Here is a 12,832-nt window from a genome sequence, read left to right as displayed (position 1 = left end):
CATTACTCCCCATGCGCCGGTTGCTATTTTAGAGGTTTTTCGCTTTCGCCTCTGCTTGTTCAATCACCTCGCTAAGCACCTTGCGGCTCTTCATAGTCGAGATGGAGCTAGACATTACCTTTTTCGCTTCCGCTTTTTTACCCGAGTCGTTCAATGCATCAGCCAGTGTTTCCAGCGACTGGAAGTAGTCGATATGCCCGAAGGTATCGGCCGCTTTTTGCGGCGCGTCGAGCAGCGCCGCGGTTTGCAGGCGGGCAGCTTCTTCGACATCAGCTTTGCCGGCTACCACAGCCAGCGAGCCGTCTTTTTCTTCCAATCTTTTGTATTGCTTCAACATCGGACCGGCCACCGCTTTGGCCGCATGCAACGACGCCGGGGTGCCCGGGAGCTTGTCGGCCACTTCTTTCAAAGTGTCCATCGCCTTGTTCAGCTCCGGCGCGCCGTCGAACACCAATGCGCGGCTCACGTCCTCGGTGAAGTAATCCGGCGCGATTTTGTTCTCTTCCTTGTCCGTAGAAGGCGCCACAAACACGCGCAGCACATTGCTCATCACCACCTCGTCGAGCATATCCACGCCCGCCTGGATGTTGTAGAAGCCTGGCTCGTCGATCAGCCAGCCGGAGGTAGAAGCACTCACCAGGTGCGTGCCGTAGATCGACTCGCCCGGTGCCAGTATGCTTTTGTGTTCCTGGTGGCACCGAACGATGAGCGGCTCCCATTTTCTGACGGTACCGCTATCTTTCTGCACGAACAGCACAATGTGGCCGCCGTCTTGGAGCAAATGCTCGTCGAGGGCCATCGGTTCTGCACTGGTGTTGGTCAGTTTGAGTTCGATACTCACCGGTTCGAGGAACGAATAGGTGTTATTCTCTCTGTTTGGCCGAACTTCCAGTTTGTAGCGTCCCGTGAAGAACTCCGGCTGCGGAGCCTCGAAACCGTGGTTACTGAACCAGTTTTCATTACCCATTTTCACAAAACGGCGCGGCGCATGGCGCATAAACTGCAATTCCTCGTTGGTAAAGCGGAAATCGAAATTGGAGAAAAACGCGCTCTGTCCACCGCTCACGCTGTACGGATAGTTCATGAAACTTCTCGCCTCGGGCTGGTTCAGCAGCGGTATCCAAGGGTTATAGCCCGGGCCCGACAGCGCTTTCTGCCAGCTGTGCGCGAGGTTGAATGCGTGTCCCATTTCGTGGATCGCCGTCCAGAACAGCATCCGTTGCCGCCAAGCCGCCGGGTTAGCGTCGCCGACTGGCGCGTCTTTAATGAAGCTGTTGGTGAAAATGGCGGTACCCTGGCGGTGGTTCGGGCCAATGTCGTCGAACATCACCCCGCCAAGCCCGTAACCGGTATCGTGCTGATTCGCAAACAGTACCCACAAGGCCCATTGCGGTTTGTTGGCAAATCTCGACCAGTAGGTTTGCATGGCGTTGTGCATTTCGCTGTCGCTCCACGTACCGTTGGCCCCGGCGCCCGTTGCGGGAATCGGTGTGCTGTTGGGTGAAATGGTCGCATTGAAACCCGCCCGTTTGTAAACACTTTCCAGCGAAAGTACCTCGTTAGGCAAGCTCGCGGGACGGTTGGGGTGGCTGTACGTAGCATAGTCGGTTGACGGGTTGCCGGCATTATCCACTTTATCCACCTCAAATTCGACGTCGTCGAAATACTGGCTTACAAAGTCGAGGTTATAGATACGCGTCGGCATGCCTGCACCTGTTACCGTCAGTTTGTAGTTGGAATAACCTACGCCAAGCCCTCTGCTGGCTTCGAAAAGCAGTTTTTCGCCTTGTATCAATGCATTATTTCCCTCGCGGTAAGCGACCGTCGCCTGGATTTTGCGGCGGTTGAGTCCCGTGCATTGGTCGGAAGTTACATTCGCGATCAAATGCGCCGTCGAGCGGGGCAGCAGGCGGGTAACCTCTATCGATATACGTTTTTGGGGATAAAACCGGTCCACGTCCACGCGAACGGTGATGTTCGTCAGGTTCAAAATGGGGATACCCGGTACGCCGATCGGGGGCAGCACTGTTTTCAGCTTGTACCTGCCGCTCACCGCGGAGCATATTTTCAACGGAATGCCCGGAATGTTCGGAATCGGCAGGTCGGGAATGGGGTTCAGCGGCGGAATGGGTACGCCCGGGCCGTCAGGTCCAATGCCGCCCGCTTCTGCCACGGAGTCGTCGACATCGTCGCCGTACACATACGCCTGGTAATCAGGATGCTGCTCATCGGACAAGGCGGGGGTTGGCGCCGGAGCTTCCGGCGCATTGTTTTTCTTAGACATGGTTTTAAACTGTTTAGGATAAAAAATGGGTGCTTAAACAATGCGGGATTTTACACGTAGCCGGGCATCTGGTCGGTGGGGCTGACTGTCAGCTTGCCATCTTCGAGACTGACCTTCACGTAGGGATGGCTTACCGGTACCGGCTGTTTGATGCTCCGGTCGGGCAACACCACCTGGACTTTCATCCCCGGGGCGGCGTCCACCTTTTTGATGGCCGCCATCCCGAGCTGAAACCGAGTATTCAGGGAAAATTCTTCAACCACCTCGCCGTCGACGAGCAGTTGCGCTTTTTCGTTTGAAAACCCTTCCTGAAAATGAATTTCGACGATCATAGGAATCGGTCACTACCGGATGTTTGTTTTCAGCTGCTCTGCGATGCCTTTCACGGCTCCGAGGGCTGCATCACCGATCAAACCAGAACGAATGTCCTCGATGGTGGCCAACATATGGTACTTGTTGATCGCGCCACGGAGGGGATCGGGTACGGGATCGATGAAGCCGGGGTCGAAGATGCGCCACCATGGACCGGGCCACGGACCGGGCCATGGAAAAGGCCACGGGCGCGGCCACCGCCACGGATGTGTGCCACAATACTCATCGAAATACTTGCTCAGGATTGTCTCCTGCGACTTGGAAATGAGCGCCATACCGTGCTTAGCCAGCAATTGCGCCGACTCTTTGGAATCGCTGAACTTGGCCAGCTGAACCAGCTGGATGCCTGCGAAATAGGCCTCCTGCACGGATTCGAATTCACTTTGCTTTGCCATAATGAACTGGATTTGAATGTTGGGAACAGACAGTCACCGGTGTGATGACATTTCAAATTTCCCCCAAATCCCCATGAAGCGGTATCGACAATTATATGGATATTACAACCCGGTTAAAACAAAAAAGCACCCTCTCGTGAGCATGCTTCCGGGGGTGCGGGGAATGCGCCGGGGCTACCGCGAGCACGGCATCATGCGTATCCCTTTGTAATAAAGCATAAGCAGGCCCGATTTCAGAAAATTGCCCGAAATGAGCACTACGTAAAGAAAATGGTCATTCTGGTAAGGCAAGGCCATGCCGTACAGGAAGTCGATCACGGCGATAAGCAGGTAAATGCCCAGGATACCGAGCACAAACCACGCGTCCCGGACGGCGAGAATGCTGCGCCCGAGGTTTTGCCGGTAAAGTACCGTAAGCGCCCACACCGACAGCATGAACAGGTACGCATTGTTCACATATTCGCCGTAACTATTATAGCTTTCGAGCCCTTGCAGCCAGAATGCGTTGGCGATCTGGAAAAGCACAAAAAGCACCGAAGCGATGTTGACGAGCCGGGTAATGAAACCGATATCGATGATCCTCGCCAGGAACAGTCCCAGCATCACAAACTCGATGGTAATGTAGGGATAATCCAAAAACAGGTTGTTGCTCAGCAGCGGCGCGGTAATGGCCGCCAAGAGCTCTATGAGTGATATCGACAAAAGAAAAACCAGGAAATACCGGTACTTCCCGTTCCAGGCACCACGCCTGCGCAGCGCCTGAAACGAAAGGAACAGCCATACCGCCGTAAGCAGCCATCCCGAAAACCGGTATAAAAAGAGTTCTGACAACATCCGTAAAAACCGTTATGCGCCCGGAGGAGGTGTTTTAGATCCAGTACCGCCACCGCCGTCGGTGAATGCGATAACGCGGCCGTCCATGTGTTTCATAAAACTCCATCTACGCGATAAACTTCCCGGCGCGAGCCTGATATCCGCACCGACCACCGGAAAAATTTCCAGACCAATAGACGTAGCTGCTTTCCCCCTTCCCATCATAATTACAACTCCCGTGGCCTTTGGATATGTTTCACTATTAAATGGGCCGCGCGGGCTGTGGTCATTATTGTCGATACCCAACTCATGCGTGGACGCCTTGGCTACGTGGATACGATATGGGCCACACTCCGTTTGACCGGCAGGGACGAGTGCCAACTCTGCATTTTCCAACGACGGCATTTGTCCGACCGGCCCTGGTTCATCCACGAGCAACGCGCGCTTGCCTGTGAGCTTTGTAACGAGTTGCAACAATTCCTCTACCGAAAACCGGACACCCAGATTCTTTCTCTGCCCCTTATCAATAGTGGTCAGGCCATTAAACCGCTTTACTCTGTCGATCGCTAAGTTATTATTTGCCATATTTCTTGTCTTTTAAGAATGTATAGAATTGGGTTAACGTTTTAAAAAATTCATCTAATGGTAGATAAGAAGGTTTCTTGTGATCTTTCGGAAGCATATAAGAGAATGATTTGAATGGGTCGAAGACCTGTACCTTTCCTTCTTTCATGAAAAACACATATTCCTGGCCGATGTCGAAAAACCGGCATATCAGGGCTGATTTCAGCCTTTTTTCAAAGTATCTAAAAAGCGCTTTTTCGATCTCATCAAGCTTTTCAATGACTTTACTTTCCGACGCATTTACGGAGCGCGGTTGCGCAGATGTACTTTCAGCAGGCAGGTTCGCGACGTCGGCAACAGCGCTACTTACCACCGGCACATACCGCGTGCCATCCTCGATCATCGCCATGTAATATCTACCATTGTCGTTGGCATTAAGAAAAAACGACGTGTACCTATTATTCGAGCCCGCGAGGTACATTTTCATATCCCGCGCGAACGTGAGAATATCATCGACAAAAGAATCCGCGTCGTCCAGTAACAGTTCTACGCTGCTATTGGTAACAGTAAATTCGTAGTCCTCAATGGTGTGCAAACGACTGGCATGCGTATCCGTCCTAAAAGGCGCCGGGACATTTGCTGGCAGTTGCCTGATGTATCTTTTTATAAGGTTTTTTGCATCGACATCCGAAAACGTTCTTGGAGCAGGAGTTCGGTTGACGGCAGTGTGCTTGTGATAAATGATGCCGACAAACCAGCTATCTGACTTAAATTCAACGTAATTGAGGTAATAAGTCCTTCCTTGAAATTCCGGAAACGGATCGAGAACTTTTATCCAGTTTAGTTTAATACTCGCCGTAAGCACCTGTTCGTAGGTACCGCTGGGCACTACATAATGCTGGGAACTGTCGAAATCCCAGGAATGAAGCACGATCGCCGAGGAGCCAACATTTCGTTGTAAGTCGGAGAATACAGGTATTGTGTCTAACCGAGAGAACGGTATGGCATTGTTTGCGGCTCCACTCAACTTGCACCCCATTTCGGTCAGTATTTTGAGGTTTCCCTCATAAGTGCCTGCGTTGTCCAGATCGCAAAAATCCGGAGCGCTCGAAGGGTCCGAAGGATTGAAATCCACTTTCAGCAATTCGCATTGATTCAACTGTCCGGCAGTGAACATTTCTAATGCAGCGGCCCAGCATGATTTCGGTAAGACCTGCGCAACAAGCGTTGTACTCATCTCTGATAAAAGGTTAGTGATGGAGGATTTTATACGAGTTTCATTTCCAATGCTTTGACTACCGCTTCCGGGGCGGAGTTGACGTGCAGTTTTTCGTAAATGTGGTTCACGTGTGTGGCCACCGTACTGAACGAAATACCGCAGTTGGCGGCGATCATCTTGTAGCTCTGCCCTTTTACCATACACCCCAATATCTCCCGCTCGCGGTTGGTAAGGTCCACGAAGGTTTGCTCCGATTTCACAAACTGTTGCTGAAACATGGCCAGCACCTTCCGCGAAATGCCCGGCGACATGTGCGCACCGCCCGCATACACCTCGCGGATCGCCTGCACGTACACCTCCGGGTCGGGGCATTTGACTATGTAACCCGAAGCGCCCGAGCAAATCGCCTGGAATATCTTATCGTCGTCTTCGAATACCGTCTGCATCAGCACCTTGACGCCCGGCTGGGCCTGGCGGATTTCTACCAGCGCTTCAAGGCCTGACTTCCTGGGCATTTGAATGTCCATCAGCACGACGTCGGGCTTGTGTTTTTTGACCAGGTACACCGCGTCCCGGGCGTCGGGAATGGCTTCCACCAGCCAGATATCTTCCATTGCCGCAAGAAAAAGCACGAGGCCCTGCCGGAAATTCTTGTTGTCTTCGAATAACAAAACCTTTATCATAGCCGATCGCATTGAATGATGTTCCAAAATTCCGGTAAATGCCGCGGAAGAAAAATCCCCAATTTTAGGGATGGCAAAGTACTTCCACGCGGGTACCTTCGCCCGGACGCGAGTGCACCAGCAAGTCGAGTCCCGACTCTTCGGCCCTTTTTCGGAGGTTGAAAATCCCGTTTCCCTCGTACTCCCGGTCGGTGTCGTAGCCTTTCCCGTTGTCTTTGATTTCCAGGAAAAGCGCGTCGTTCAGGCGTTGCAGCCGCACGCTCACGCCCGTAGCGGCCGAATGCTTGACCGCGTTGTTGATCGTTTCTTTGAATATCAGGTAAATGTTCTTGCGCTGCTCCATACTGAGCTGCAAGTCGGCCAGGCTGCTTTCCGACTGAAATTCGAGGTGCATATCGCATGCCGCAAGCGACTGATTAGCAAAGGAATGCATTTTATCGATCAGCTTTTGCAGGGAATCGTTGCGCGGGTTAATGGCCCACACCGTGTCCTGCATCAGCTCCACCGATTCCCGGGAATTGTTGATAATGCGGTCGAGCACCGACAGCGTTTCCGGCGTGGCGTTTTTGCGCAGCAGCTCCACAAACAATGCAATGCTGTTGAGGTTCGAGCCCACCTCGTCGTGCAGGTCGGAGGCGATCTGATTTCGGAGATATTGTAGTTTGAGTTTCTGCCGAAAGTTGTAAAGGTTGAAAATGTAGATCCCGACCCCCGCCACCACGGCCACATATAAGGTAAGCAGGGGAATAAACCACCAGGCATTCCAGAATGCGGCCTCTTTGCGGATGACAAACCGACTGCTTTTCAGCACCTTCTTCGAATAAGTATCCAATACCCTGAAATGCAGCTCATAATAGCCCTTTCTGAGCGTCTCGTAACGCACCGCAGGATAAACGGCTGGGATCCACCCGTCATCGATCGGGTCCATTTTGAATGCGTAGCTCACGCCCTGGCCCGGATGCTGGGGAAGTTCAAGGAAAAATTCATCCACTGCCTCGGGCACATACAGCGTATCCGGGAACCCCGCGTACGGCTTGCCATTGACTCGGCACCCACCGGCGGAAAACGGGTCGGCGCCAGCAAAAAGCAACAGTATACAGATCACGGGCTGCATCGTTTCGGCGGTTTGAGGGTCGGCGGTTTACTCATCAAATTAGGAAGATCTGCCCAAGGTCTGAGGTTGTGGTAGGATAACTTATTTACCGGCAATTATCGTCCCGAAAATGGTTAATGATTATTTACCTGACGGAATTTTAGAACAATAACGACTTTCGGTCACATTTTGCCAAAAGCAAATTTGTGAGTGCCGTAAAAAGTCCATCTAACACCATGTCGTAAATTTTCATTAGGAAATTTTCTATCATTTCCGCGCATCCCATACAAGCTCCATTGTCTAGCCAAACATAGTCATCTTCAATGCGTATTGCAGGAAGTTTCCTGCTCAAACTCCTAAGTAATTCAGCACGGCTAAATTGGATCCCAGTAAAATAGCTTTCTAGAGTGCCGTCGTTGTGTACAATACAATTCCTAAGCGCAATGGTGCTTTTAATTGTTGCAAAGTCATCACTTCCAAAATCAAAATCTATCATATCAAACCTTTTACAGTAATCCTTAAATAGGTCCATTACCGGTCTGTTCCTACCAAATTGCTCTAAGTTTTCGCTAAGCCCTTCGCTTTCACTAAAAGCATAGCAAATGGTCCGGAGCTCGATTTCAAGCAAAGTCACAGCAGCGGCCAGGACAGATTGGCGTAGGTTACTTCCAGCGATGAAATCGAATATCTGTTTCTTGTTAAAAAGAACGGGATTGCCCTCAAAGCTAACATCCAGGACCTTGTATTGTGTTTTTTAAGCAGTATCGGTTCATGAACTTTGTAGTAGTAGAGCTTTAATTGGTCAATTCTCGTCGACAGGTCACACATATTTCCGAAAAATTTCAAGTTAGTCTCTATCATGGTATTTTATCCGTTTTCGATTAATCTTGTTTTTCTGTACAGTTGGCTTCACCGTGCAAAGCATCGAGCTGTCAAGTTACATATTCAAAAGTCAAACCAGAATTGTTGCTGCCTCTAACAATTTTGCTTCATATTACGCATTCAATTAAAATGATAAATCAATTCAAGGCTAACATGAACCAAAACGGGTAAACTTCGACAAGCTTCATGGTTCTGGAGAAAGCATCCCGAGGTCCCTTAAAGCCTAATTTAACACACGAAAAAAGGAGCAGAAAACTGCCGTTTTCCACTCCTTTTTTACCCTTTTTTGAAACCGGCTTTTTCAGTGCTCTCCCTTTTTAGGCATCCTCTTTTTGTAATGAAGACCCAATTTATGGCAAGCAAATTTTCACATACTATTTGTTTTTAATCAGCTTTTGGGAGACTGTGGAGCCGTCAGGCATTTGAATATTGATCAGATAGATTCCATTAGAGAGGGACCGAATGTCAAACGTATGCCTGTTTTGGCCTGTTCCGTTGCGGCCTTGGGTCATGATCCGTCCGGATAGATCCAGAATCCTGATCGTTTCCGACCCGCCTAATCCTTCGATAGTCAGCTCGTCCTGCACCGGATTGGGATATACAGAGATCCGCCCCGCGCCATGTTCAACAGACAGCGTTCTGATAGAACTAAAAGCGTATGTGCCGTCCATATCGACCATTCTCAAGCGGTATAGATTTTGACCTTTTTCCGGCGAATTGTCGGTGTAAGAGTAGTTTCTCAAAATACTGCTTTCCCCGTTTGACCGAACACTGCCTATCGTAACCCAAACTTTGCCATTGGAGCTGCGCTCTATTTCAAAGCGGTCCGAGTTCACTTCCTCGGTGGTAGACCAGGTGAGGTGCGCCAAATTTCCCTCTTTCCTGGCATCAAAGGCAACCAGTTTGACGGGCATTGGGCAATCGATAATGATGGTCAATGTGGCGATCGATTCGAGCCCATTGCCGTCGGTTACAACGTAGTCAATAGAGACCGTATCGCGCAAGCCGTTCAATGGTGTAAAACTCACGGCGCCACTGATCGGATCCACATTATATTGGCCCTGTCCATTGACAGTCAGGGTCGTCACCCGAGCAAGCGAGCCTGGCGTCAGCAGTTTCACACTGGAAGGTACCAGCGGTGCGCTGCCCGCGATGTCATTGGCCAGCACGTCGACCGTAGCAGTATTGCAAGTAGTCGTGCCATCATCATCCACGGCCACTGGCGGATCATTGACAATTGCGCTTGGGCAGCGCGCGCCATCACCCGGGGTAACGCCGGAAGCCGTCGAGAACAGGGAGGCAGTCAGGTTTGTAAGAGGAGCGCTAATCTTGAATATGGCCCCGCTGCCGTTATTGCCTACATACATGTCCCCGTCTGTATCAAAGAAAGCGGTACCAAAAGCGCCCGTGTAGCCGGATGTCTCTATGCCTGCACCGGTTACAGGCCCTAATGTGGTGCGGTTACCAGTTGCCGGATCAAATTGATACAACACTTTGTCCGTACCAAATCCATAGATCATACCATCGGTAGGATTGAACGACCAATCGTTCAAGTTGGTCGGCGTAGTGGGCAATGTTACGGCAGTCAGGTAATTTGCTGAGCCGGGATTCAGGTCGACTTTAGTGATCTGGTTGGTATTGGCTGCGTACAGGTACAGAATGCCCCCCGGGCTTACATCTCCGGTTGCATAGCCGGGAACCGGCGACGGAAAGCCAGTCACATCATGGAATGTCACCGACCAATCACTGCCGATCCGGACAAGCTGATTTGTGCCGTAACGGAAACCCCAGATGTAATTGTCGACGGTATTGTAGCCGATGGCGTTAACGAAAGCGTTAGGGCCTGGGATCAGGGTCTGTTTGGCCAGCGTTGTATTACCGGAGGAAAGATCGAGTGTGTAACCGTCCGAAACGTTGGCACCATCAATATTCCGGTTGCCGATCACATAGCTCAGTTCCGAACATGGGAAAGCAGGCTGGGCAACCCAGGAACCGGTTGCTTCCCTGAACGGGTGCGTGATGTCACCTTTGCTCAGGCCGATAAACCCTTGGAAATCTTCCAAACCAGTGCAAGGTTCATATATAATGAGATTCTTGACATTCCAGAATCCCGGCTGATCGTATGTGACCCGCAGGGTCGCTGTTGTGTTTACTGGGTTGGTAACCGAGACGGTCGCAGAAGCAGGTGATGAAGCAAACGTGATGGTTCCGGCGACGGCATCGTATGAAGCCCCTGTCACCGAATTGAGCGTTATGCCGGCGGGAAGTTCCAGCTTGAAAATTCTCGGATGCCCGCCGTCGTCAGTAAGGTCAACCGTGAAATTCTGAGCTGTTCCGGCTACGGCCGACGATCCTGGACCGGTAATAGAAAACACCGGTTCTGAGGGACTTGGCAAGCTTGGAATGGCATCGATAGCGTCCCCGTGGAGCCCGGGATAGTGCACGGCATAGTCAGCACCTGTCGTAGAATTCACCGCAGACTGGACAGCCATAAAATTGGCATATGTCGTAGCCGGCGTTGGAATATTATTCATTATGTAAACCAGCCGTGCCGCTTTCAGTTGATCGACCGCATCTGCACTTCCCGACTTATCCAGGTCCGGACGAACGCTGGGGGAAAATATAACTTGACCGATGTAGTTGCCGTTGGCCATGGAAGGAGCTGGCTTCCCGTAATCAATGCAAAAGGATATTTCAGAGGAAACAAGATTCTTGTTCCCATCAAAATAGGCGGTAGCAATTGGTGCAGCTTCCTCTGGATATGAATCCATCGCAATGTATGAATTGGGGGTTATAAACTTTTTCCAATATGCAACCTGAAAGCCAAACGCCGAGGTAGCGACCTGGTCGCCAGTAGTATAAGGGATATAAATTTTAAAATCGCCGCCCGAGGAAGCAACAGGGCTTTCGAAAGTCACAGTGATCGGGCCTGTGTATGTCCGCGTCTGCGACAAGTAGCCGGAAGCATTCGTTGGTGTAATGGTTTCTGTGGGAGTCCCACTTGCTGAAGTCCCCGGATAGATTTTGATAACGGCCGAAGGCGCCATATCCAAAAAATCAAACCGAAGGACAACTTTGCCCATTGTTCCGTCAGAAAGCTCAGGATTGATGGTTGCCGAACGAAGGGGATATATGGCGTTCATTGTCGCTTCGAGAAAGAATTTGCCGGAAGTCGACCTTCCGCTTCCAGTTTTTCCAGCAGGCACGGTTTCCGGGAAAAAATTCCCCCCATCAAAGCCTTGGTCAAAAAAATACCAGCGAGTTCCGCCTCCTGGGTCCGGGCATGACTGTGCGTTAGCAAAGGATAATGCCTTTAATGTCAAAATAGCAGCAAGAATAAAGCTACTGAATCTTCGGGCCAGAAGGTCGGGTGACGTGTAAACATTTTTCATGGAATATATTGATTTAAGTATGAATTCCTTTTTGGGTTTCTAACGGGTGTAGTTCAAGCGGGACTGCTTGATAATTTGTCAGGCTGAGCCCGTGTTCATGGTGGACGTTGGACATAAGGGTTATCTCCGGAAAATATGCTAATGAAGCGTCTGTCTCCATCATCAAAAGTATTTCGATCAAACGTGAGGATATAGCGGAAACTAGGCCTGATTTTATCGAGGAGCTTCATTTTCAAAGGATGGAAGAAGGCATAGGTCAGGGAGTTGATCTGATATACTTGGTATAGTGCGGTATAGTAGTTAAGATTTCCTGGATCAGATATCGCAGGAACTAATTCGGAATAAGGGAAGTGGTTTTGACAAATGATCCTATGGCAAATGTCCTAACATAATTTGAATCGGAGTGGGGAGATTTTTGTCTAATTGGTGGGATTCTCTTGCCAAACAAGGCCAAATGACTAGTTTATGACCCAGGCGGGCCGCAAGCACCGACCACCCCTTCGCAAACTCCCATTTTTTTGTTCCGGTAGCCGCGTCGAGTGCGTATAAGGAATCCATCTCGCTCAGAAACATGTTCCCGACCTTATTTTAAGCGATGTGATGATACCGCTTAAAGATAGCTTCCAATTATCCGACGAGGTAAAAATGATCAGCGGACTGGTCATATCCCTTGGTATTGCTAACAGCGAGGTCTGCGGGAAGTGACCGCATCCACGGACTGCAGAGCGGAGCCCACGCATACCTTACTAAACCGGTCCCGCGCGATGAGTTGCTGGTGGTGCTGGATCCCCCCCTTCCAGATGGGAAGCATTTATCAGGAAATGGGCATGAGCCGCTCAATTCTTAACCGGAAGTTGACTGCCCTCACGGGCACGTCAGTCACGCGGTATGACAGGCCCCTTCGCCTGACCCAGGCCTGTCACTTGCCGACCGCCACCCAGATGGCCATTTCCGATGTGGCCTATACGGCGGGATTTGAAGATCCGAAGTATTTTACCCGCTTGTTCTTCGAAGAATATGCCTGTTCTCGGACCTAATTCAGACGATTGAGCATATAGTCCACCTTTTTGGGCGCCCTGTCCAACTTTACCTGTTCTCGCAATGATAGATTTGCCGCATCGATCTCAACAACGTA

At 50.6% G+C, this 12,832-nt stretch carries 11 protein-coding genes; 1 reads left to right on the top strand and 10 read right to left on the bottom strand.

Annotation, left to right across the window (positions count from 1 at the left end):
* Positions 1-28: 28 nt before the first annotated feature.
* From BP71_RS35915 to BP71_RS35870, 10 genes are all read right to left on the bottom strand, one after another.
* On the bottom strand, positions 29-2,284 hold the full coding sequence (locus BP71_RS35915; protein ID WP_496386506.1) for a zinc metalloprotease: 2,256 nt from the start codon (positions 2,282-2,284) through the stop codon (positions 29-31).
* Between the two features lie 50 nt (positions 2,285-2,334).
* Positions 2,335-2,616 carry a hypothetical protein gene (locus BP71_RS35910; protein WP_496386505.1) on the bottom strand — a complete coding sequence of 94 codons (282 nt, stop codon included), beginning with the start codon at positions 2,614-2,616 and terminating at the stop codon, positions 2,335-2,337.
* 12 nt (positions 2,617-2,628) lie between these two features.
* Positions 2,629-3,051, bottom strand: a complete 423-nt coding sequence (locus BP71_RS35905) for a hypothetical protein (protein WP_496386504.1) — start codon at positions 3,049-3,051, stop codon at positions 2,629-2,631.
* A 174-nt stretch (positions 3,052-3,225) separates the two neighbouring features.
* The gene (locus BP71_RS35900) at positions 3,226-3,885 is read right to left on the bottom strand and encodes a hypothetical protein (protein WP_496386503.1); all 660 of its coding nucleotides are present in this window, start codon (positions 3,883-3,885) and stop codon (positions 3,226-3,228) included.
* A gap of 12 nt (positions 3,886-3,897) precedes the next feature.
* On the bottom strand, positions 3,898-4,449 hold the full coding sequence (locus BP71_RS35895; protein ID WP_496386502.1) for a hypothetical protein: 552 nt from the start codon (positions 4,447-4,449) through the stop codon (positions 3,898-3,900).
* Positions 4,439-5,665, bottom strand: a complete 1,227-nt coding sequence (locus BP71_RS35890) for a hypothetical protein (protein WP_496386501.1) — start codon at positions 5,663-5,665, stop codon at positions 4,439-4,441. Before BP71_RS35890 ends, BP71_RS35895 begins: the two co-directional genes overlap by 11 nt.
* A 29-nt stretch (positions 5,666-5,694) precedes the next feature.
* Positions 5,695-6,330 carry a response regulator gene (locus BP71_RS35885; protein ID WP_496386500.1) on the bottom strand — a complete coding sequence of 212 codons (636 nt, stop codon included), beginning with the start codon at positions 6,328-6,330 and terminating at the stop codon, positions 5,695-5,697.
* Positions 6,331-6,394: 64 nt separating this feature from the next.
* Entirely contained in the window at positions 6,395-7,444 is a 1,050-nt protein-coding gene (locus BP71_RS35880) for an ATP-binding protein (RefSeq protein ID WP_496386499.1), read from the bottom strand.
* 139 nt (positions 7,445-7,583) lie between these two features.
* Complete coding sequence (locus tag BP71_RS35875) at positions 7,584-7,919, bottom strand: hypothetical protein (RefSeq protein ID WP_496386498.1); 336 nt, start codon at positions 7,917-7,919, stop codon at positions 7,584-7,586.
* Positions 7,920-8,679: 760 nt separating this feature from the next.
* Positions 8,680-11,697: a DUF6923 family protein gene (locus tag BP71_RS35870; protein WP_496386497.1), complete on the bottom strand. Its 3,018-nt coding sequence runs from the start codon at positions 11,695-11,697 to the stop codon at positions 8,680-8,682.
* Positions 11,698-12,524: 827 nt separating this feature from the next.
* Between BP71_RS35870 and BP71_RS35865 the strand changes: the two genes are divergently transcribed.
* A complete protein-coding gene (locus tag BP71_RS35865) occupies positions 12,525-12,734 on the top strand; it encodes a helix-turn-helix domain-containing protein (RefSeq protein WP_496386496.1) in 210 nt (69 codons plus the stop codon).
* Positions 12,735-12,832: the final 98 nt, after the last annotated feature.

The sequence above is a fragment of the Dyadobacter ginsengisoli DSM 21015 genome, from assembly GCF_059568735.1.
This window is presented reverse-complemented; position numbering and strand designations above follow the sequence as displayed.